A 21060-nucleotide genomic window follows, 5' to 3' on the forward strand; every position below is an offset into this window, starting at 1 on the left:
GCCCGCGGGTGCGGCGCTGGCGGCGTATCCCGTGTGGTGTGCGTTCGCGACGGTGCTGTCGACGCGGATCTGGCAGCTGAATCGTTGAGTAAGAGTCAGGTGGCGAACTCGGAAGAAGGACAGGAAGAGGAGCGGCAGCGCCTCGCCGACCGTTTCCTCAGCGTGGTCGAGGACACTATCTACTGGGCGATCGCGGTGATGCTGATCGCCGGTTCCGGCGCCCTGCTGGTCAGCCAGTTCAACACGATGCTGCGATTGCGCAACACACCCGTCAACACCGTGATGCTCGAGGTTCTCGACGGACTGCTGCTCGTGTTCATCTTCGTCGAATTGCTGTACGCGGTCCGCACGTCGCTGCGATCCCACGAGATCGCGGTCGAACCGTTCCTGATCGTCGGCATCCTCGCCGGAATCAAGGAGATCGTCGTGTTGTCGGTCGAAGCGGCCACCCTGCTGGACAACGGCCCGAACTTCGCACGGGCTGTGGTGGAGATCGGCGTGCTCGCCGGGGTGGTGCTGATCCTGGCCGTCTCCGCGGTCATCCTGCGCGGGCGACGCGGTGGGCGCGACGCTGCGGAACCCGTGGTTGCCGAGGAGGCCTCGTCTTCGAAGTGACGGACCCGGCGAGCGTCGCAACTTGCTTTACGATCGGCTAGTAACGTACTTTACGAACGTAAAGGCATCTGACGATGGGAGCAGCTGTGGAGTCCGCCGCGGCCACCGACCATCGGGCGACGGACACCCGAGCCCGGCTGATCGACGTCGCCGTGCGACTGTTCACCCGCAACAGCTACGCCGGCACCTCGCTTCAGATGATCGCCGACGACATCGGTTTCACCAAAGCGGCCATCTACCATCATTTCCGGAGCCGCGAGCAACTCCTGCTGGCAGTGCTGGAACCATTGCTGGAGGAACTCGCGATGGTCGTGGACGCGGCGGAGAACAAGCGCTCCGCCTCCGCCAGGGCAGACGAGATGTTGACCGGATATGCCGCCCTCGCTGTACGCAACCGTGGCCTGGTGGGGGTGCTCGCCGCCGACCCCAGCGTCGCCGCCGCGCTGGAGCAGCGCGGCGATTGGACGCAACTCATCGAGCGTCAGTTGTCGCTCCTCGCCGATGTTGATCCGGGGCCGGCCGGAAAGGTCAAGGCGGCCATGGTGTTTGCCGGTATGGCGGCGGCGGCGACCGGCCCCATATCGGCGAAGGTCGGCGACGAGGCACTTCGGTCCTACCTCATCGAGGCGGGACGACGAACTCTGGGTGTGCGGGCGCCACGACGCCCGTGACGAGCATCACCGGCATGGTGCCGGGAAAGGAATGTGGAATGAAGAGTGCGGTAGTGACCGGAGGCGGTTCAGGGATCGGGCGCGCGGTGGTCGAGCGGCTGCGGGCAGATGGCCACCATGTGGCGACCATCGATCTCACTCCGTCTGACGACGAATTCGCCCACGTCGCCGATGTGACCGATCGAGCACAGATCGAAGCGGTCTTCGCTGCGATCGCTGCGCAGCTGGGACCCGTCACGATTCTGGTGAATGCCGCGGGCCTGGACGGGTTCAAGCGCTTCACCGACATCACCTTCGCCGAGTGGCAGCGCGTGGTCGACGTGAATCTCAACGGCGTCTTCCACTGCGTGCAATCGGTGTTGCCCGGCATGATCGAGGCGGGCTGGGGCCGCATCGTCAACATCTCGTCGTCGAGCACCCATTCGGGGACGCCGTACATGGCGCACTATGTGGCGGCCAAGTCCGCGGTCAACGGGCTGACGAAGTCACTCGCGCTAGAGTACGGCCCCGCCGGAATCACCGTCAACGCCGTGCCACCGGGATTCATCGACACCCCGATGCTGCGCGGTGCCGAGTCGCGAGGTCTACTGGGTGACGTGCAGGCGACAATCGATGCGACGCCGGTGCGCCGGATCGGACGGCCCGAGGACATCGCCGCGGCGTGCGCGTTCCTGGTCTCCGAGGAGGCCGGCTACATCACCGGACAGATTCTCGGGGTCAACGGCGGCAGGAACACCTGAGTGGCGGAGCACCCGGGCCACTTCACCCCTGCCGGCGACGGATTCATGCCGACGAATTTTGCGCAGAGTCACTGGGGAGACGACCACCTCAATGGCCCGGCGATCGTCGGACTGATTGCCCGCGGACTCGAAAAGCATTGCGGCTCAGCTGAATTTCGTCCCGCGCGGTTGACGGTGGACCTGTTCCGCGCAGCACGCAACGCGCTCACGACGCTGGACATCAGGGTGCTTCGCGACGGCCGCCGGGTCCGTGTCGCAGAAGGCGACGTCGTGCAGGACGGACGTGTGGTAGCACGGGCGATGCTGGTGCAGTACCGGCCGTCGGCGCCGGTACCGGGGGAGCTGTGGACGTCGGAAGCCCGCTTCCCGGAACCGCCGTCACCCGACGGTGCGATCTCGCCGTACGTCGGCAGCGACGAGGCCGGGTGGACACGGTCGCCGGCTGAGCACCAGAACGGCTCGCGGAAACGTTTCTACAACGACGGCATCGGAGTCGTCACCGGCGAGAGGCTCTCGCCGTTCGTCCGGGCGGCGACCGTGGCGGAGGCGACGAGCCTGGTGACCAACCTGGGCAGTGCCGGGGTGGGCTACATCAACGGCGACCTGACCGTCGCGCTGTCGCGCCTTCCGGTCGACGAGTGGATCGGTATCCAGGCGGACTCGCACCAGGCCGCCGACGGCATCGCCGTCGGGACCGCGACACTGTTCGACAGCCTCGGGGCGTTCGGAGCGGGGACGACCACCGCGATCGCCAATTCTGCTGCGCAGATCGACTTCTCGACGCGGGAGTTCCGCATGGGTATCAACTACGAGTAGGCGTTCGTCTAGACGCAACCGCTGACGGTGATGCGGCGACCGAAGTTCCCGCAGACGCTGATGTCCGGCGGAGGGGGCGGTGGTGGCGGCGGAGCGGCTTCGTAATCCTCCGGCAGTGGCACGTACTCGGACGGGGGAGGCGCCCACGGTGCGATGGCGTCAGCGATGCTGCCGCACGCGTTCACCGACACATGGCGTCCTCCGACCGAACCGCAGACATCGGCGTCGGCCTCCATCGGCTGCGGCAGCGCCGACAGCGCGAAGGTCACCACACACAGCCCCAAAGATCCGACCACTCGCAATGCCCACACGACCGGGATCGTACCGCCGGGGATTCCGCAGATTCGATGAATGGGCGCAGACCGCGCGACGCATACACTCGCAACTGAACCCGCAGACGTCCGCCGAGGAGGATCGTGGCCAGCTCGCTGCCCGATAACCCCTCGTTGACTGACCTTCGCGACCAGGCTCACGCGCTGCAGCGAAGAGTGCTCGATGCCGATCCTGGCGGCATCGAGATGGTGCGTCGATACCATCCGGGGCCGGCCGAGGTGTTGCAACAGATCGGTCATTTCGCACTGCTCGATGCGCAGCTGACGATCGCCCGTCGGTACGGCTTCTCCGGGTGGCCCGCGCTCGTCGACTATCTCGATGTCGCCGGGGATCTCAGCGTCGATCCGCGCCGAATCGACGATGCCGCTCTCTGCGTGGCGGACCGGTTCTGCGCGTTGTCGGTGTTGCGCTACACCGACGATGACGCGCCACCTCGGCGCGCCGCTGCTGCCGAGATATACTCTGCGGCAGCTGATCTGGGTGATCAGCACATCTGGGCGGCTGCCGCGGCCGCTGATCCGACGTCGCTGAGCGGCCATCTCGCCGACCAGCGTGATCTCTCGATGACGCACGGCGGCCCGTTCGGCTGGGTGCCGCTGATGTACCTGTGCTACTCCCGTGTCGACCTCGGTCGAACCCGGGAGCAGGTGATTGCCGCCGCAACACTGTTGCTTCAAGCCGGTGCCGATCCCGACGCCGGGTACCTGTGGTGTGGATTGTCCACACCGTTCACCGCCCTGACAGGAGTGTTCGGTGAGGGCGAGCAGGGTCCGGGCCGCCAGCCCCAGCACCCGCACGCACCCGACCTGGCGAGGCTGCTGCTCGAGTGGGGTGCCCACCCGGTCGACCAGCAGACGCTCTACAACCGGATGTTTCGACCGGACGACTCGCACCTGGAGTTGCTCTTCGAGTACGGCCTGGCCGATGCGGGTCAGAGCCCGTGGGAACGTCGGCTCGGCGAGGCGATACCTACCCGGACACAGATGTGGCGAACCCAGGTCGCCTGGGCCGCTGATCACGGCTTCGCTGACAGGCTCGATCTTCTGGCACGCCACGGTGTGGACGTGTCCGGTGCCGAGTTGGTGATGCCGTCGGTTCCCGACGAGCCGAACTCGCGCGACGAGCACGGTGCGACCGCACTGCACCATGCAGCCTGGGACGGCGACCTGCCCAGGATCCGACGGCTGTTGGACGCCGGGGCCGACCCGTCCGCCATCGACTCCCGGTTCGCATCCACGCCTCAGGGTTGGGCCGAGCACGCGTTCCAGGGCGAGGCTGCCGAACTCCTTCGGTCGATCAGTGCAGGGGGTTCACCGCAGTGATCAACCGCCCAGCCACGCCCCGGCCGCGACGAGTTCGGGTACCAGCGTCTCGGTGAGCAGAGCGACGTCGTCCTGGGAGTCTGCGGGGTAGCGCACGGTGTACCGGGCCCCGGGAACCTCGCCGCCCACACCCACCACGGTGGTACCTCGGGCAGTGGTCCACTCGGCGAGTTGCGGTTCCCACGGCGAACCGCTGAACACCATCAGTCGGTAATCGGTGGTCTTGGTCAGGTAGACATCGACGTGGCTCCAGTCGCCGGTCTCGCACCCGACGGCGCCCCGCCGGGGTCCTTCGCGCAGCATCAGCGCACCCTGCTGCGCCGAGCACAGCCGATGCGCCGGCGCGGCGAAGTGGCTGCCGGTGGGTCCGAGGAGCAGCTCGGAAACATCAGGACCCCAGTCTGATTCGGATTCGAGCAGGTGCGCGCTCGCCGTGGCGGCCGAATCGAGCGTGGCCGCCAACGTGTCGGTGTCGGTTCCCGTCAGGTGACATTCCAGGGCGAGCAGCAAGGCGAGCGTGTGCTGATAGCTGCGGCACGCGACGCCACCGACCTCGGGGTCCGCGTCCAGCGTGACCACGCCGTCGCATCGCGAGGTGACGGCCGAGCCCGGCGTATTGGTGAGGGCGACTGTCGTCACCGTGTCGGGAAGCCGGCTCAGGGCGTCGAGCGTTTCGACCGAACCTCCGCTGGCCGATGTCGCCACCACCAGCGTCCCCGGGCCCCAGGAGGGGAGCAGTCGCGACGATCCCAGCTCCGATGCCGCCATCAGGCCTCGTGCCCGCATCCGGGCGGCGGCCACCGCTCCGGCGTAGGCCGAAGATCCCATCCCGAGCAGGACCACCCGCGAGGTGCCGGGTGGTACCACCGCAGCCCAAGGGTTCTCTGCTGCCAGTGATCTCGCGAGCCGCTGCAGCATCTCGGGCTTGCGGCGCAGGTCGGCGGCGAATCCCTCGGGCTTCACGAATCTGTCTCCGCGTCGAGGAGGCCAGGAAGCGCTGCGTCGGGGACGTACATCCATCGCGGTAGATGCCTGGCCGCATAGATCATCTCGCGCATCGCCTGCTGTATCCGAAACGCGCGCAATGCGCGCCCGTCATACAGATCGGTGTGGCCGAGGTCGGCGAGGCGCCGCAAATAGGCATCCAGGAAGGTGCCACGGGCCGATTCGTCCGCGTCGGAAAGCGCCCGGGCGTCGAGGGGGGTGTACCGGCGCGCGACGACCGCGACGTGGGCCAGCGACTGAGCCATGCCGGCCACGTCGACCACCGCGGGAACCGGCAGGATCCGCTCGGACGCGGGCAGTACCGGGTTGCCGTCGAAATCGGTGACCACAAATCGGCCCGCGCTGTGCAACACCTGACCTACATGGAGGTCGCCATGGCCGTCGATCACCGTGGTGCCCGCCAGCGTCCCCACTGTCTCCAGTTCGGAGGACACCTGATCGCGGCGGTCACGCAGAACCGTGCTACTCGGGAAATCGCCGAGGGCACAGGCGATATCGAGTACCTCCAGAGCGTCGTCGCGCCACCGGGCCGCGTCGTTCTCGGATGCGATGGACGCCGTCGGCGAGAGCGCGGCGTGCATGTCCGCGACCAGCGCTCCGACCTCCGAAGCGGCGTTGCTCAGTGCTGCCGCGTCGTGGCCGAGGGCAGCGGAGGTCACCATGTCGACCGCCCAGGTCCAGCCGTCGACCGCCCCGGGCAGATACTCGTCGGCGTAGGCGACGAGAGTCTCCGCACCCTCCGGAGGCTGCCAGGTGACCAGGCCCCACGGTACGGGCATCCCGGTGAATCCGGCGTCGCGCAGTGCACTGATTCGCTGCGGTGCCGGATGCGGCCCCTGTTGCAGATGAGTCGCCCACTTGACGACTGCGGAGTCGCCGACGATCACCGATTCGTTGGTCTGATCGACGCCGACCGGTTGTTCGCCGGTAGCTGTGATCTCGGTCCACGACCGCACGGTGAATCGTCCGAGCTGCCTCGTAACAGACACTCCTGCTACAAGATCGAGGAGTGCCTCGGCGGCACCGTCACCCGGAAGAGCCTTCCGCCACTGTCCGTCGGCCATCCCGACCTGGGGCGTCGCGGACAGCCTGCCGGCATCGCTCATGATCGCCAACCGGGCATGTGCCAGATCGAGTGCATCGACGATGTCAGCCAACGGGTGCTCGATGCTCGATGCCGGCACGCTCGATGACGTCGGCTCCGACCCGGAGCCCGTCTCGCGCGCGCACGGCCGCGCCGAGGCGGTCCAGGCGCGTCCGGAGCTCGGCATCGGCGAGTAATCGGTCGACGGCGTCGGTCAGATCGCTGTCGGTGAACCCGTAGGTCTCCAGGCGTACGCCGAGCCCGAGCTCGCTGATGCGTTGCGCATTCTCGTACTGGTCCCAGAACAACGGCAGGACGATCAACGGCTTGCCGAAGTGCAGCGCTTCGGTGACGGTGTTGTTGCCGCCGTGCGAGATCACCAGGTCGACCTGCGGGATGACTTTGGTCTGGGGCAGCATCTGGGCACCGACCATGTTGTCAGGCAACGTGATTCGATCGGCCTGCGGGCCCTTGCTGACGATGAAGCGATGCCGCGAGGTGCCCAGCACATCCACGAGACGCTGCATGAGGCCCACGTCAGCGCCGCCGAGGGAGCCCAGCGACAGGTAGATCAGGGCGCTGCCGTCCGGACGATCCGCCACTTCGGTGGGTACGACGTAGTCCTCATCGATTTCGCGCACACTGGAATCCATCCTCGTCCAGCTGCCGTCCAGTGGTCGCGCGTCGAGGTAGTCCGCTTCGGCGGGGTAGACGTAGAGGTTGGCGGCGTTGGTGCGCGGCATGAACTCCAGTTCGGGCAGTGGCGCCGCGCCCTGCTCTTGGACCCAGGCATCAAAATCGGCCCACATGGATCTGTGGGTGCGGGCGAACTCGGCGCGGTAGGCGTCCCAGTCGCCACGGTCGGAGCTGGGCAGCCCGGAGAATGGCGGCGGAACATCCTCACCGGGCAACTCCAACGGACTACACGAGACGATCCGCACGAACGGTGCGCCCGCAGTGACCAGCGCGGGGAACAACACCACGTTGTCCTCGACGATGACGTCGGGCCGGTGTTCGGCGACGATCTGCCGCAGCCGCGGCTCGCAGTACTTGGCGCCGTCGATGAGTGCCTGATACGTCGGCTGGATGAACGACTCGAGTTGCTCGATGGTGGGTTTCCGAAACTCCGGCGACGTCTCGGCGATGAAGTCGGTCCAGAACTTCCCCGGGTCCTCGTCGGCGGCGCCGTCGGCCGGTTCAGCCAGATCAACGAGTTCCTCGATGAATCCCAGTGGTTCGAGCTTTCCCGCCCACGAACTCTCGGCTGCGAACACGATTGTGTGGCCGCGCTCGCGCAGTATCGATGCCAGTCCGATGCACTGGTTTGTCGGTCCGTAGGCCGATTCGGGCCAGAACATGATCGTCAAGGGGGTCTGCGCAGCCATCACCCGAACGTACAGCGGCGCCTGCAGCGGTGACAGGTCAGCGATGGTTGCCGACAACCCCTCTGTGATGAGTTGTCGACGGAGCTGCTGTGGATGGAACTCTCAGACGTTCAACGGGTTCCGCAGGACTGCCCCGTCACCGGCTCGACTCGAGCGCCTCCCGCTGGATGCGTTCGAACTGGGCGCCCATCGCTTCGGCCAACACTTTCGCCCCCGACAGTGGGCGCACCATCACCATGAAGTCGTCGATCAGGCCGTCGTCGTCGACATGGAGGAAGTCACATCCGGTGATCGTCTTGCCGTCCACGGTTGCCTCGAAGACCAGGGCATGGTCTCGGCCGCCCTCATCGGCGATCTCGCGGACATACCGGAAATCCTCGAAGACGCGCATCACCGCGCGCAGGATGGCGGCGGTGAGAGGCTTGCCCGGGTAGGGCTTGAAGGCGACGGGGCTTGTGAATACGACACCGTCGGCCAACAACGTTTCGATCGCAGCGTGGTCGCGTGCTTCGACAGCCGCACGGAAAGGATGCATCGCACACCTCTTGTCTGGTCGGGGTCCGGCTCGCGCAGACCCGTGCGACGACGTTATCGCGAGCGATCCGATGGTCTGCCGTCTCCCTCGGTTGCGCGCGGCGTTCGACCCGAGCTGACGCCGAAGGACACCGGCTTATCGCGCGGCGTCCCGATTTTGATCTGCGGGCCTCGCAATTTGGATTTGCGAAGAACCCGGCGCGCTATTCGGGCGTGACGTTCGATAACGTGGTGCAAGGACGTTGCGTTGCAGGTAGAAGCGGAATTTACGCTGCCGGCGCCGAAGCCGCGAGGTGAAATGTGTCGATAAATCGCTTTGCTCAATCGGTGTCAGTTGGACCTGTTCCCACATTGGCCCTCGTTGTCATCCCGTTATGCGACAATTGCTGTTCACAGTTCGGCGAGGCATACCAGTCCGGTGCGTATGGGGAGGTCCAGTGATGCGGCGCGTAAGCGGTGCCACCGGCGCAGTAGTGCTCTCGACTGCTCTCCTCATCAGCGGCGCGGGCGGTGCGGTGGCGGTGGCCGACACCGGCGCGGGGGATTCCTCATCGCGCAGTTCAGGTGCCTCGGAGACCGCCGGCCAGGGGTCGGTCTCGACTGACAGGGATTCCGACGCGAGCGATCGCGAATCCATCCGAACCACCCTGCGTGACGTGGTGCGCAGCGCCACGAGCGCCTTCGACTCGCGGCCGGATCGTGTCTTCGGTCCGTCCCGGGAGGACAAGCGCACCGCGGACGACCTCATCGATGACGTGTCCGACGACCTGATCGACGACGACGTGTCCGACGACCTGATCGACGACGTGTCCGACGATGTCGCAGTCGGGGGACCCGAGGCCGAGGATCCGGTGGCGCCGGAGACTCCCGCAGAGTCGGACGTGCCGGAAGTGCCCGAAGCCGAAACGCCGGTGGACCCCGAATCGGATGCATCCGAAGCCGGAGGCGCCGGGGGTTCGACCGGCGGCAGTGATTCGCCGAACAGCGCGGGTTCCGGTTCAGCCACCCCGTACGGACCTGTCAGCCAGGAGCAGGCGGTGGCCTCGTCGCCGGCAGTACGCGAGGTGACGCCGATCTTCCATGTGGTCAGAACCATGACCACGGTCGTCGTGACCCTGGGGAGTGCCGCGGCGTCGATTCCCCCCGTGGTTTTTGCGCTGCCCTTCTCGCAGACGCCGGTCTCCGACGTGGTCGCGCTGCTGGAGGCACTGCTGACGTCGGTGGGAGAGTCTGCCACCGCCATCGCGAATCTGCCCTCTGATCTCGTCGCCATGCTCGGCGCCGGGGCCACCGTTCCGCACCCGATAGTGGTGGGTTCTCATTCCGACCATCGGATGGCGCCCCTCGGCGTAGGGAGCACCCCGATCGCGGGTCCGCAGCCTGCGTCGCCGCTTCTCCCGATCACCTCCGATCTGCTGAGTGGCAACACCGGCGATCTCCCGGGCTTCGGAAGATTCACACCGACGGTGCTCATGGCTCACTCGGCGCCACCCCCGATGGTTCCCGCAGCGCTGTCGGCTCGACTGGGCGAGCACCAGTCGCTCGTCGATCGGGCGTTCGGTGCGATGCTGCTGCCGCTGTCTCTGTGGGCATTGGCCACCGGCGCGCTTCCGGGTCTCGCCGGCTTGCTCATTGTCTTCGGGGCCGGGATCCGCGTCGGTTACCGGCAGGCGAAGGCGGGCTTTGCGGTCAGGGTTGCCGGGATAGCGCGGTTCGCACGACCCGGTCCCATGGGTGTGGTCCGGGCGGGGTCTCTGGTCGCGCTCCATCAGCGAGGTCTTCGTCCCGAAGGCCCGCGGGCGCTCCGCCTGGTGCGCGGCGATCACGCAGCCTGAAGAATCTTCTCGCCCCCTTTCGCATGCTGATTGTCCTGCAGGACAGGGTATTTGGTGTCGGCAGGGTGTCTGTGTAGATGGCCGAAACGGAGTTCGGGCGCTCATCGGTTGCCGCCATTGCTGCTGAATTGTGGTGCCGCCGATTGAATCGGTTCGCCGGAATTCTTTTCACATTGCTGATCTCGGTGACATCACACCTGCAGTAAATCTCGGTAAAAGCAGTGACGAAACGCAAATGCATGTCACAGTTTGCGGGGATTCATCACTGCAAGGAGGCATGATGCCCGTTCCGACAATGCTCCACCGGATTGCAGCCGAACTATTCGGCACCTTTTGGTTGGTTCTCGGTGGTTGTGGGAGCGCGGTATTCGCGGCGTCTTTTGTCACCGCGGATGCGGTCTCACTGGGCATCGGATTCCTCGGCGTCGCACTGGCCTTCGGCCTGACCGTGCTCACCGCCGTGTATGCCTTCGGAACGGTGTCGGGCGGACATTTCAACCCCGCGGTCACTCTCGGCGCTGCGATCGCCGGCCGCATCGAGTGGAAAGCGGTGCTGCCGTATTGGCTTTCCCAAGTCGCCGGCGGTCTTCTCGGCGGCTTGACCATTTTTGTCATCGCGAGCGGCCGGCCCGATTTTGATCCCGTCGGCAATATGGCCGCGAATGGATTCGGCGACCTTTCTCTCGGTGGTTTTTCGCTGTGGTCGGTCATCATCGCCGAGGTGGTTTTGACCGCGGTATTCCTCTGGGTCATTCTCGGTGCCACCGAAGACCGTGCGCCCAAAGGCTTCGCGGGATTAGCGATCGGTTTATGCCTCACGCTCATTCACCTCGTGAGCATTCCCATCTCGAATACCTCGGTCAACCCTGCGCGTTCCACCGGTGTCGCATTCTTCAACGCCGACGGAGCGCCCGCCCAGTTGTGGGTGTTCTGGCTCGCGCCACTGATCGGCGCAGCGATCGCTGGAGTGTTGTACCCGTTGGTATTCGGGCGGCGAGAGGCGCTCGCCGAACGTCCCGTCCGCGAAGACGCTCTCGACACCGCAGAGGCCGGCACGGACATCTGACGGCGGCCACCGCTGCGCGTTCTGACCAGGGGAGGGGCCCTCGGTGTCATCTCAAGTGAACGGTACTGCGCGGCGTTCGCGGCGTGCGCTCGGTATTCAGTCCAAACTGCTCATCATCCTGCTGGTGGTCAGCGTCGTCTCGGTGCTGGTGGCGGGGGCGATCGGTTATGCGTCGGGCACCGAGTCGCTGACCAATGCGGAGTTCAAGAGGATGACGCAATTGCGGGAATCGCGCGCCCGCGAGATCACCGCCTACTACCGGACGGTCACCGACGCCGCCTCGATCGTGACCCACGGAACCACCACGGTGAACGCGGCCCGCGATTTCAGTGCCGCCTTCGCAGAACTCGACGCCACGCCGCCGCCGCCTGAGGCCCGCGCTGCGGTCACCGACTACTACGAAGACGTTTTTGCGCCACTGCTGAGCGAGCGGACCGGCCAGCCCGCGGACCCCACGCTGTTCGAGCCGACCGGAAACGCGGCGATCTACCTGCAGAACGCCTACAGCGTTCCCGCAGACGGTGACTTCGACGCCGCGCTGACCATGCAGGCGGCCGGTGACCCGAGCGCCTGGTCTGCCGTGAACGCCCGATACCAGGGATTTTTTGCCGATCTCACCACCCGGTTCGGCTTCGAGGATTCAGTCATCCTCGACACCAACGGCAACGTGGTCTACACCGCCTACAAGGGCGCGGATCTCGGCACGAACCTGTTCACCGGCCCGTACCGAACGTCGCTGCTGGCCGATGCCTACCGACAGACCCTGCAGGCGACGTCGGTGGATCAGACGATCGTCACCGATTTCGAGCGTTACCCGCCCTCGTACGACAAGCCCACACCCTGGGTGCTGTCGCCGATCGGCAGCGGCGGCAGCATCGTCGGTGTGTTGGCCCTGCAGTTGCCACTCGACGGCATCAACAACGTGATGACCGGTGACAGAGGCTGGGAGGAAGACGGCCTGGGCGCAACCGGTGAAACCTACCTCGCCGGTCCCGACAAACTGATGCGGTCCGTGTCGCGGGAACTGCTCACCAATCCTGACGCCTACGCGGCCGGCGTCATCGCCAACGGCACTCCCACGGAGGTGGCCGAACGCGAGGTCGAGGTCGGGGGCAGTGTGCTGCTACAGCCCGTCGACACGGTCGCGGTGAACCGGGCGCGTTCGGGGGAATCGGGGGTGACCACCGACAGGGACTACATCGGTCCGACGTCGCTGGTCGCCTATATGCCCTTGGATATTCCGGGATTGGACTGGGTCCTGGTCGCCAAGATCGACGAGGACGAAGCTCTGGCACCGGTCAACACCTTCGCCCGCAACATCGCCCTGTCGATCGCCGGCATCGTGCTGGTGGTGTGCATTCTGGCGCTGATCTTGAGCCGCCTCCTGACGCGTCCCCTGACCCGGCTGGCCGCTGCTGTCCGCCGGGTCACCAGCGGTGATCTCGGGGTCACCGTCCCCGTGACCACCCGAGACGAATACGGCGACCTGGCTGCGGAATTCAACGACATGAGCGCCAGCTTGCAGACGAAGCAGGAGTTGATCGAAGAGCAGCGTCGCGAGAACGACGAATTGCTCGCCTCGCTGATGCCCGAATCCGTCGCCCGCCGGGTCCGCGACGGGGAGACCACCATCAGCGGCGATCACCGGGATGTGTCCGTCGTCTACGCCGAACTGCTGAACTTCAAAGAGTTCGCGCGATCACTGTCGTCAGAGGAATCCGTCCGGCTGCTCAACATCCTCATCGAGGCATTCGACGCTGCTGCCGAACACCACGGGATCGAGCGGGTACGCAGCTTGCACAACGGATTCCTGGCCACCTGCGGTCTGGTGGTCCCGCGCGTCGACCACGCCAGTCGCACCGTGGCCTTCGCCATCGAACTCGTCGAGATCATCGACTTGTTCAACGATCAACACGGTGCCGAACTGGCGGTCCGGGTGGGGATCGACAGCGGTTCTGTCTCCAGCGGACTCATCGGTCAACGGTCGAGAATCTACGATCTGTGGGGAGAGGCGGTTGATCTGGCGCACCGTGTCCACGCCGCCAGCAACCGACCCGGCGTGTTCGTCAGCGATCGGGTGCACAACAGTCTCACTGCGTTCCACAGCTTCACTGACGCGGGAACGATGCCCGGCGCCGACGACGTCGAACCGGTGTGGTCCCTGCAGCTGCCCGGGCGGGTCAGCTCGTGACCTCCATGACGTCGCAATCATGGTTCTGGCCCACGGTGGCAGTCGTTGTGGCACTGCCGATCTCGCTGCTGATCCTCACCGAAGTCCATCAGTGGTTGCTGCGGCGAGGCAGCAGCTATGCGCGGCCGGTTCTTCTGCTGCGCAACGCCGTTCTACCCGCGCTGGGCCTGCTGATCCTGGTTGATCAACTCAACGACGCCGACGTCGAGGCGACCTGGCCGCGGATAACGGCCACGGTGTTCGGATTCCTGCTGATCCTGTTCGCGCTCTCGGGTGCCAACGCAGCGTTGTTCGGCCGCGCACGGGCAGGCAGCTGGCGGGAGCGCCTGCCGAGCATTTTCATCGACCTCGGCCGGCTCCTGCTGATCGTCATCGGCCTCGGGCTGCTGTTCTCCTGGGTCTGGGGAACCAATATCGGTGGACTCTTCGCCGCGGTCGGGGTCACCTCGATCGTCATCGGCCTCGCCGTGCAGACGGCGGTCGGGCCTGTGATCGCCGGGTTGTTCCTCCTCTTCGAGCAACCCTTCCGGATCGGGGACTGGCTCGACACCGGGTCGGTCAAAGGTCGGGTGCTCGAGGTGAATTGGCGATCCATTCACATCGACACCGGCAACGGTATCCAGATCGTGCCTAATGCCGCGCTGGCCGGATCGTCGTTCACGAACCTCAGCCGCGTCGCCGGCGCGGCCTTCTACAGCAGTGCGACGCTGACGTTCTGCGGCGACGATCGGCCCGGAACCGTGGTGCGGACCTTGAAGGCCGTCGCCGATGCCCTGCCGCAGAAGCTACCGGGAATGGACGTCCGAGTGACCGCTCTGGGCGCTGCCGAGTACAAGGTGTCGGTGCCGGTCGCCTCACCCGCCGACGAGGGGGCGGCGCGGAACCTGCTGCTACACCGCGTGTGGTACGCCGCGCGGCGCGCCGGTTTGCATCTCGATGAGGCAGACGGCGTCCTCGACGACCATCAGACCGAAGACCTTGCGGTGCATTCCCGCCGGATCGCCGCGGCACTGGCCTTGGACAGGGCGACCGTGGACGAGATGCTGGTCGCGGGTCGTCGACTGATCTACAGCGAGGGCGAGACCGTGCAGGCGGTCGGCTCGGTTCCCGACGGCATCGGATTCATCGCCGAAGGTGAATTGGCGCTGACAGTTTCGAACGACAACGGCGAACAACTCACGGTGGGGCATCTCGACGTCGGCAACTACATCGGGGCCACCGCACTCACCCGGCAGCCGGTCCTCACCGGTGCGACAGCACTTCGGGACACCACGCTGATCGTGATCCCGCGCGACACCATGGCCGCTGTGGTGCAACACAATCCGCAGCTCGCCCGGTTGCTGGGCGACACGATTGAACACCGCAGACGTGCCGCGGAGGACTGGCGTACCGCGGCTACTCCCTGAGAATGCCCGGAGGCCTCGGTCGATTTCCTACGGTTTCGGAGTGGGCCGTCCCCGAGGTGGTTTGCTCTTGGTCGTCGGCTCCGAACCGCCGCGGGTGGCGAATCTCCCCAGCGTGGAGACACCGGGGACCGACGACACCGCCCGGTACACGTCGTTGCCGGTAGCGACCAGTGCCTCGAGCTGGGGCAGCATCGCGTCCATGGTCCTGATCATCGGATCGGCCAGTGCGAGGTAGCGCTCGGCCCGGTCGATCGCGGTGTTGAGTCGTTCCGTCGCGGTGGCCAGGTTCTCGATGAGATCCGGCAACTCGGCGGCGAGCTGGAGCGACGCGGGCGGAATCCGCAGGGCGCCGGAGGCGACCGATTGGGCTGTCTCTGCCGCTGCCTGCGCCGCGGCCTTGATGTCTTTGGGGCTCGGGACCTTCTGGCTCGCCATAGGTCAACGATGACGCACGCCGGCCGACTGCGGGCAGATTGCCGCAAAATTGCGGAGCCGGGCTGCAGTGGATCGGTTGCGGGATCACCTGCAGCGAGTTGCCGGAGGCGCGGGGCGCTGAGGAATCCGGCGTTTATCGGGATACTTGTCAGACTCCAGCACCACAAGGGGTCGTCGACAACGTCGCCGACGGTCCACGCCGTATCAGCAAGGGGCCGCGCATGACAGTTGTCGCCATCTATCTCGTCATCACATTCGGTCTCGGCGGCCTCGCGCTGGCACTGCGGCTCCCGCCTCTGGTCGGGTTCCTGGCGGCGGGGTTTGTCATCAACGCCCTGGACGTCGGGGAGTTTCCGGAACTGGATGTGTTGGCGGACCTGGGCGTCACACTGTTGCTCTTCGCGATCGGTCTCAAGCTCGACGTTCGGATCCTGCTGCGCCGCGAGGTGTGGTTGACGACGTCGGTGCACATGGTGGTCAGCGTCGTCCTGGGCGGCATCGCCCTGTGGCTGGCCGCTGTGGCCGGCATGGCGATGCTGGCAGGGCAGAGCATGCAGACCATCGCCCTGCTCGCCTTCGCGCTGTCGTTCTCCAGCACGGTTTTTGTGGTCAAGGTCCTCGAGGAGCGGGGCGAATCGCACGCGCTCTACGGCCGGGTGGCCATCGGCATCCTGGTCATGCAGGACATCATCGCCGTCGTCTTCTTGACAGCGACCAGTGGTTATCTACCCAGCCCGTGGGCGTTGGCGCTGGTGGGTCTGTGGCCGCTCACCCGAGTCCTGCGGAGGATCTGGAGCCGGTTGGGGCACGGCGAGATGCAGTCGTTGTTCGGCATCGTCATGGCGCTGGTGCCCGGGTACGCGTTGTTCACCGCGCTCGGTCTCAAAGGCGATCTCGGCGCGCTGATCATCGGGGTGCTGCTGGCGTCACACCCGGCGTCCTCCGAGCTCGCCCGTTCGCTGTTCCACATCAAGGAACTGCTGCTCGTCGGGTTCTTCGTGTCGATCGGACTTACCGGGTTGCCGGATCTACCCACCATCGGCGTAGCACTGCTGATGTTGTTGCTCCTGCCGTTCAAAGCGGCCTGGTACGTGCTGCTGTTGTCGCGCCTGAAGCTCCGGTTCCGCACCGCGCTGCTCGCCGGGCTGGGCTTGATGAACTATTCCGAGTTCGGCTTGATCGTGGTCTCGGTCGGAGTGTCAGCCGGGATGCTGGCGGAGGCCTGGCTGGTCGAGATGTCGATCGCCGTGGCGCTGAGCTTTGTGGTGTCAGCTTTGTTCAACCGGCGCGGGCACCTGATGGTGGAGAAGATCGCGGCGCGGTTGCCGGCCCAGGACGAACAGAAGCTGCATCCGGAGGAACGATCCGGTGACGCCAGCGACGCCGAGGTCGTGGTGATCGGCATGGGCCGGGTGGGGTTCGCCGCATATCAGCGATTGACCGACCACTACCAGCACCGGGTGGTCGGTGTCGACTATGACGGGCCCCGAATCGAGCGACTCAAAGCCCAAGGATTGCGTGTCATCGAAGGCGACGCCACCGACCTGTACTTCTGGAACCAACTCAAACGCTCCGACTCGGTGCGCATCGCCGTGCTGGCCATGCCGCGCCACGGCGCCAACGTCACCGCGCTCGAGTGCCTGCGGGAGTCGGGGTTCAGTGGCAAGGTCGCCGCAGTCGCCCGCTACGACGATGAGGTGCAGTGGGCTAAGGACCACGGCGTCGGGATCGCCTTCAACGTCTATTCGGGCGCCGGGCTGGAACTGGCCGATCAGGTGGCCCACGACGCGGAACCCCGGACCGCCGAACTCGAGCCCGAGGACGGTCCCAACGGTGCGTCGTAGCGTCCGAGAAGCGACGGGCCAACTGGGTATAGACTTGTATACTTAGCTGTTGTCCGCACTATGGAAGGTGCTCGAATGCATGGGTCGGCATCCAGTATCGAACACTTGTCCCGGCGCCTGAACGTCGTGTTGCCTATGGCGTACGACGATGCGCGGGCTCGGTACGAGAAAATCGTGCCGACCTACGACCCGTCGGCTTTCACCGGCGCCAAGTCCTGGGATGACACCCTCGGCATTGCGGGTGTGCAAGCGCCACATGGGTTCATGCTGTACGCGCGGTTCGACGCTGCTCCGATGATGGTCGGTTCGCCGTCACGGGGACGTGCCACCGAGTACCTCATGGGCAACCACACAATCGCCGAGACGATGTTCCGGTACGACCCGGGTGTCCTACTGCACGCGCCGTTGCGCACGTTGATCTCCGTGGGCGACGACGGTGTCACGCGGTTCTCTGTGGATCAGCCCAGTCTGCAGTTTGCGTCGTTCGGCCGGCCGGAGATCGCCGCAGTCGGACATCGGCTCGATGCCCTGCTGGCCGGCGTGATCGCGCTGCTGGGCGGCGATGTGCCAGAGCAACTCGAGTCTCCGGCTCATCAGGTAGGTCCCTCGTAGTCCGCTGGGCGGGCGCCGGATCGGTGCTGACCAAATCGCCGGAAGCAGCGTAGTCCCGAGATCGCTCTTGACACATGATGTGCTCTGAATCACCATTGAGACATCAGACGTCTGATGTCTTGGGGGCGGCCGAGGGGAGGGACAGGACTGTGGCACTTCCCGAAGAACTTGCGGACATGCTTCTCGGGTCGATCGTCGACGGGCAGTTTCCGAGCGAGTCGGTCCTTCCCTCGGAGGGGGAGCTGGCGCTGAAGTACGGGATGAGCCGTCTGACCGTCCGCGAGGCGGTGCGGATCTTACGGTCGCAGAACATCGTCTCCATCCGTCGCGGCCGTGGCACCTTCATCAACCCGCCGAAAGCGTGGACGTCTCTGGCTGCCGTCGTCCGCATCGAGGAACGCCGGTCGTCCTCGGGCGGAGTGTCCGGTCGGCTGATCGAAGCGCGACGGATGGTCGAGATCGGTGCAGCGCAATTGGCTGCCGTCAACCGGTCGAAGGAGGATCTCGACTCCCTGGCCGCCAGCATCGAAGAAATGCGGCTGGCTCACCGGCTCAACCGAGTCGAACTGTTCGTCGAGGCGGACATCGCCTTTCACGACGTGATCATGCATGCGACCGCAAACATGTTCATTCCGTTCATGTTCGAACCGTTCGGGAGTCTTCTGATCGAGGCCCGCACGGAGACATCGGCGATCCCGGAGATCCAGGTGAACGCCATCGCCATGCACGAAGCGATCCTCGAGGCACTCACCTCTGGCGATCCCAGGAGGAGTCGCGACGCGATGGAGGCGCACATGGACCAGACCGAAAACGACCTGCGTCGATACGTCATCGATGCCGACCAGCCCGAAGCACGAAAGGCGAGCCTCCCATGAATCCTTCACTACCGCCCGAACGGACTGCCGTCATTACCGGCGGGGCATCGCCGCGGGGCATCGGCCGCGCGACTGCCGACCGGTTGGCCCGTGACGGGTGGTCTGTGGCGATCTTGGACATCGACGAAGCTGCCGCCCAACTCGCGGCCGACGAAGTTGCCCACAGGCACTCGGTTTCCGCGCTCGGTGTCGGAGCCGATGTCTCAGAGGAGGACTCGGTACACGCCGCCGTGGCGCAGATCGAGTCGGTCCTGCCGCCTGTCATCGGACTCGCCAACATCGCCGGGGTGAGTTCGCCGACGGAGTTCCTGGATGTGACACCGGCGGAGTGGGATCGGGTGTTCAGCGTCAACATGCGCGGTACGTTCCTCGTGACCCAACGGGTGTTGCCCGCCATGATCGCAGCCGAGGTCGGCCGGATCGTCAGCGTCTCGTCCATCTCGGCGCAACGTGGTGGCGGGACGTACTCGAAGGTCCCGTACAGCGCGTCCAAGGCGGCAGTCATCGGGTTTACGCGTGCCCTGGCGCGGGAGATGGGTCCGCACAACATCACGGTGAACTCCGTTGCGCCCGGGCCGATCGACACCGACATCATGGGCGGCACCCTGACCGACGAGCGCAAGGCGCAGATGAGCGCCGACATCCCACTGGGGCGGATAGGCACCGTCGACGAGGTCGCCGCCCTGATGGCGTATTTGATGAGCGGAGACGCCGGGTTCATCACCGCCGCCACGTACGACGTCAACGGCGGACTGCAGATGTCGTAGCGTCCTTTGCCAAACTCGAGGAGTTCGGATGATCGCAGAAAACACCGATACCCACGGCCCGTCAGCCGAGCACATTCTCGCTGCCGCCCCACCCCTGAGGCAGGAACCGGCTGCACGAGAGCGTATCCGGGCGGCCAACGAGGCTGCCGGCCGCCGTATTGCGGTGCTCGACGACGATCCCACCGGGTCGCAGACCGTGCACGACGTCAGCGTCGTCACCGTGTTCGAGGCCGAGGAGTACGCCGCCGGTCTGGCGGCGCCGGGATCTACCTGTTTCATCCTGACCAATACCCGCAGTCTCTCGGAGAGCGCCGCCATCAAGGTCAACGCCGGCGTGTCGGCGAGTCTGTTCGAGCTGGGCCAGAGTCTCGGCGGCCCCGTGGAAGTCGTCAGCCGTGGTGATTCCACGCTGCGCGGCCACATCATCGCCGAGATCCGGGCCATCGACGCCACCCGTCGCCGTGTGACGGGCGCTGGATTCGACGGCGTCCTGTTGATTCCCGCGTATTTCGAGGCGGGCCGGTTCACCGCGGGTGACATCCATTGGGCGACCGTGGCCGGGACTCCCACTCCGGTAGGGGATACGGAGTTCGCTCAAGATGCGACGTTCGGATACACCTCTTCGAACCTGCGGGACTTCGTCGCTGAGAAGAGTGACGGCACCGTCACGGCAGACGCGGTGCACAGCATCACCCTGGACGACATCCGGATCGGCGGGCCGAGCAAGGTCGCCGAGATCTTGGGCGAGGTCACTGGCGGCGCGTTCGTGGTGGTCAACGCCACCGATTACGCCGACCTGGAGATCGTCGTTCTCGGGTTGCTGGAGGTCCAGGAACAGGGACGCAGTTTCGGGTACCGCTCCGGGCCATCGTTCGTCAGGGCTTTGGCGGGTCTGGAACCGCAGGACCCGCTTTCCGCGCAACAGATTTGGCCGGAGGGCAATCCCGGCGGCCACGGCCTGGTCGTCGTTGGTTCGCATGTGGGCCTGACGAGTAGGCAAGTGGCGAGGGCGCAAGGGCGCGGCGGATTGGTCGAAGCGGAACTGCACGTGCCCGCTCTGATCGACGCCGACCGCCGGGACGCCCACGTCGCCGAGGTCGGGCGAGCTGTCATCGAGGCGCTCGCCACCTCTGATGTTCTGCTGTTCACCAGTCGGACTCTGATGCGCGGCGGCGACGCTGACGACAGTCTGGCCATCGCCCGGACCGTCTCGACCGCGGTCACCGACGTCGTCCGGGCCTCGCTCACCGCACACCCGGCATGGGTTGTCGCCAAGGGCGGCATCACCTCTCACGATGTCGCTGTCCGCGGCCTCGGGATCCGGCGCGCCGAGGTCCTCGGCCAACTGTTCCCGGGCATCGTGTCGGTCTTTCGTCCAATCGAGGCGGCGCCTGAAGCGGTCGGCATCCCGTATGTGGTATTCGCCGGGAATGTCGGCGACGACGAGACTCTCGCCGATGTCGTCGACCTGTTCGCCGGACGGCGATGAATACCCAAGTGGTCCAAACCAATACAAGAAGGAAC

The 21060-nt window shown here is 65.8% G+C and carries 20 protein-coding genes and 1 pseudogene; 15 read left to right on the forward strand and 6 right to left on the reverse strand.

Features of this window, described 5'->3' with window-relative positions; all coding sequences use genetic code 11:
* The 5 genes and pseudogenes from WA965_RS26875 to WA965_RS26895 all read left to right on the forward strand — a co-directional run.
* Positions 1 to 88, forward strand: a pseudogene (locus WA965_RS26875) (TspO/MBR family protein); the annotation flags it as partial.
* 74 nt (positions 89 to 162) lie between these two features.
* Complete coding sequence (locus WA965_RS26880; protein WP_526448232.1) at positions 163 to 615, forward strand: phosphate-starvation-inducible PsiE family protein; 453 nt, start codon at positions 163 to 165, stop codon at positions 613 to 615.
* Positions 616 to 689: 74 nt separating this feature from the next.
* Positions 690 to 1286, forward strand: a complete 597-nt coding sequence (locus WA965_RS26885) for a TetR/AcrR family transcriptional regulator (protein WP_526301519.1) — start codon at positions 690 to 692, stop codon at positions 1284 to 1286.
* 38 nt (positions 1287 to 1324) lie between these two features.
* The gene (locus WA965_RS26890; RefSeq protein ID WP_526301517.1) at positions 1325 to 2026 is read left to right on the forward strand and encodes an SDR family NAD(P)-dependent oxidoreductase; all 702 of its coding nucleotides are present in this window, start codon (positions 1325 to 1327) and stop codon (positions 2024 to 2026) included.
* A 45-nt stretch (positions 2027 to 2071) separates the two neighbouring features.
* Positions 2072 to 2842, forward strand: a complete 771-nt coding sequence (locus tag WA965_RS26895) for an acyl-CoA thioesterase domain-containing protein (RefSeq protein ID WP_526301547.1) — start codon at positions 2072 to 2074, stop codon at positions 2840 to 2842.
* Between the two features lie 8 nt (positions 2843 to 2850).
* Here the strand turns inward: WA965_RS26895 and WA965_RS26900 are convergent, their stop codons facing one another.
* Positions 2851 to 3153, reverse strand: a complete 303-nt coding sequence (locus WA965_RS26900) for a hypothetical protein (protein ID WP_526301515.1) — start codon at positions 3151 to 3153, stop codon at positions 2851 to 2853.
* A 105-nt stretch (positions 3154 to 3258) separates the two neighbouring features.
* On the opposite strand from WA965_RS26900, the gene WA965_RS26905 reads away from it, so the two are divergent.
* Positions 3259 to 4497, forward strand: coding sequence for an ankyrin repeat domain-containing protein (locus tag WA965_RS26905; protein WP_526301513.1), 1239 nt, complete (start codon positions 3259 to 3261; stop codon positions 4495 to 4497).
* Here WA965_RS26905 and WA965_RS26910 read toward each other — a convergent pair whose 3' ends face one another.
* The 4 genes from WA965_RS26910 to WA965_RS26925 form a co-directional block, all read right to left on the reverse strand.
* Positions 4498 to 5460: an SIS domain-containing protein gene (locus WA965_RS26910; RefSeq protein ID WP_526301511.1), complete on the reverse strand. Its 963-nt coding sequence runs from the start codon at positions 5458 to 5460 to the stop codon at positions 4498 to 4500.
* On the reverse strand, positions 5457 to 6686 hold the full coding sequence (locus tag WA965_RS26915; protein WP_526301509.1) for a glucosamine kinase: 1230 nt from the start codon (positions 6684 to 6686) through the stop codon (positions 5457 to 5459). The genes WA965_RS26910 and WA965_RS26915 overlap by 4 nt, the downstream gene beginning before the upstream one ends.
* Positions 6652 to 7971, reverse strand: a complete 1320-nt coding sequence (locus WA965_RS26920) for a glycosyltransferase (protein ID WP_526301507.1) — start codon at positions 7969 to 7971, stop codon at positions 6652 to 6654. Before WA965_RS26920 ends, WA965_RS26915 begins: the two co-directional genes overlap by 35 nt.
* Positions 7972 to 8107: 136 nt before the next feature.
* The gene (locus tag WA965_RS26925) at positions 8108 to 8506 is read right to left on the reverse strand and encodes a nuclear transport factor 2 family protein (RefSeq protein ID WP_526301505.1); all 399 of its coding nucleotides are present in this window, start codon (positions 8504 to 8506) and stop codon (positions 8108 to 8110) included.
* Between the two features lie 439 nt (positions 8507 to 8945).
* Between WA965_RS26925 and WA965_RS26930 the strand changes: the two genes are divergently transcribed.
* From WA965_RS26930 to WA965_RS26945, 4 genes are all read left to right on the forward strand, one after another.
* Complete coding sequence (locus WA965_RS26930) at positions 8946 to 10340, forward strand: hypothetical protein (protein ID WP_526297853.1); 1395 nt, start codon at positions 8946 to 8948, stop codon at positions 10338 to 10340.
* A 280-nt stretch (positions 10341 to 10620) separates the two neighbouring features.
* Positions 10621 to 11406, forward strand: a complete 786-nt coding sequence (gene aqpZ, locus WA965_RS26935) for an aquaporin Z (RefSeq protein ID WP_526297855.1) — start codon at positions 10621 to 10623, stop codon at positions 11404 to 11406.
* A 43-nt stretch (positions 11407 to 11449) separates the two neighbouring features.
* Entirely contained in the window at positions 11450 to 13597 is a 2148-nt protein-coding gene (locus tag WA965_RS26940; RefSeq protein WP_526297851.1) for an adenylate/guanylate cyclase domain-containing protein, read from the forward strand.
* A 5-nt stretch (positions 13598 to 13602) separates the two neighbouring features.
* Positions 13603 to 15003 (forward strand): mechanosensitive ion channel domain-containing protein, encoded by a 1401-nt coding sequence (locus WA965_RS26945; RefSeq protein ID WP_526448230.1) that lies wholly within the window; start codon positions 13603 to 13605, stop codon positions 15001 to 15003.
* A 27-nt stretch (positions 15004 to 15030) separates the two neighbouring features.
* Here the strand turns inward: WA965_RS26945 and WA965_RS26950 are convergent, their stop codons facing one another.
* Positions 15031 to 15438, reverse strand: a complete 408-nt coding sequence (locus WA965_RS26950) for a hypothetical protein (RefSeq protein ID WP_526295739.1) — start codon at positions 15436 to 15438, stop codon at positions 15031 to 15033.
* Between the two features lie 221 nt (positions 15439 to 15659).
* Between WA965_RS26950 and WA965_RS26955 the strand changes: the two genes are divergently transcribed.
* The 5 genes from WA965_RS26955 (at position 15660) to WA965_RS26975 (ending at position 21025) form a co-directional block, all read left to right on the forward strand.
* On the forward strand, positions 15660 to 17282 hold the full coding sequence (locus WA965_RS26955) for a cation:proton antiporter domain-containing protein (RefSeq protein ID WP_526295741.1): 1623 nt from the start codon (positions 15660 to 15662) through the stop codon (positions 17280 to 17282).
* A gap of 174 nt (positions 17283 to 17456) precedes the next feature.
* Positions 17457 to 17894 carry a DUF302 domain-containing protein gene (locus WA965_RS26960; protein ID WP_526448231.1) on the forward strand — a complete coding sequence of 146 codons (438 nt, stop codon included), beginning with the start codon at positions 17457 to 17459 and terminating at the stop codon, positions 17892 to 17894.
* Positions 17895 to 18043: 149 nt separating this feature from the next.
* Complete coding sequence (locus tag WA965_RS26965) at positions 18044 to 18769, forward strand: FadR/GntR family transcriptional regulator (protein WP_526295745.1); 726 nt, start codon at positions 18044 to 18046, stop codon at positions 18767 to 18769.
* Positions 18766 to 19536, forward strand: a complete 771-nt coding sequence (locus WA965_RS26970) for an SDR family NAD(P)-dependent oxidoreductase (protein WP_526295747.1) — start codon at positions 18766 to 18768, stop codon at positions 19534 to 19536. Before WA965_RS26965 ends, WA965_RS26970 begins: the two co-directional genes overlap by 4 nt.
* A gap of 28 nt (positions 19537 to 19564) precedes the next feature.
* The gene (locus tag WA965_RS26975; protein ID WP_526295749.1) at positions 19565 to 21025 is read left to right on the forward strand and encodes a four-carbon acid sugar kinase family protein; all 1461 of its coding nucleotides are present in this window, start codon (positions 19565 to 19567) and stop codon (positions 21023 to 21025) included.
* The last annotated feature ends 35 nt before the right edge of the window (positions 21026 to 21060 follow it).

This window comes from Mycobacterium sp. (genome assembly GCF_049683935.1).
Lineage (GTDB): Bacteria > Actinomycetota > Actinomycetes > Mycobacteriales > Mycobacteriaceae > Mycobacterium.

What these genes read in the sequence shown, in the direction of transcription:
- WA965_RS26955 (WP_526295741.1), top strand. Translation starts at nt 15,660, where the DNA reads ATGACAGTTGTCGCCATCTATCTCGTCATCACATTCGGTCTCGGCGGC.
- WA965_RS26950 (WP_526295739.1), bottom strand. Translation starts at nt 15,438, where the DNA reads ATGGCGAGCCAGAAGGTCCCGAGCCCCAAAGACATCAAGGCCGCGGCG.
- WA965_RS26920 (WP_526301507.1), bottom strand. Translation starts at nt 7,971, where the DNA reads ATGGCTGCGCAGACCCCCTTGACGATCATGTTCTGGCCCGAATCGGCC.
- WA965_RS26895 (WP_526301547.1), top strand. Translation starts at nt 2,072, where the DNA reads ATGCCGACGAATTTTGCGCAGAGTCACTGGGGAGACGACCACCTCAAT.
- WA965_RS26970 (WP_526295747.1), top strand. Translation starts at nt 18,766, where the DNA reads ATGAATCCTTCACTACCGCCCGAACGGACTGCCGTCATTACCGGCGGG.
- WA965_RS26885 (WP_526301519.1), top strand. Translation starts at nt 690, where the DNA reads ATGGGAGCAGCTGTGGAGTCCGCCGCGGCCACCGACCATCGGGCGACG.
- WA965_RS26925 (WP_526301505.1), bottom strand. Translation starts at nt 8,506, where the DNA reads ATGCATCCTTTCCGTGCGGCTGTCGAAGCACGCGACCACGCTGCGATC.
- WA965_RS26890 (WP_526301517.1), top strand. Translation starts at nt 1,325, where the DNA reads ATGAAGAGTGCGGTAGTGACCGGAGGCGGTTCAGGGATCGGGCGCGCG.
- aqpZ (WP_526297855.1), top strand. Translation starts at nt 10,621, where the DNA reads ATGCCCGTTCCGACAATGCTCCACCGGATTGCAGCCGAACTATTCGGC.
- WA965_RS26975 (WP_526295749.1), top strand. Translation starts at nt 19,565, where the DNA reads ATGATCGCAGAAAACACCGATACCCACGGCCCGTCAGCCGAGCACATT.
- WA965_RS26930 (WP_526297853.1), top strand. Translation starts at nt 8,946, where the DNA reads ATGCGGCGCGTAAGCGGTGCCACCGGCGCAGTAGTGCTCTCGACTGCT.
- WA965_RS26945 (WP_526448230.1), top strand. Translation starts at nt 13,603, where the DNA reads ATGACGTCGCAATCATGGTTCTGGCCCACGGTGGCAGTCGTTGTGGCA.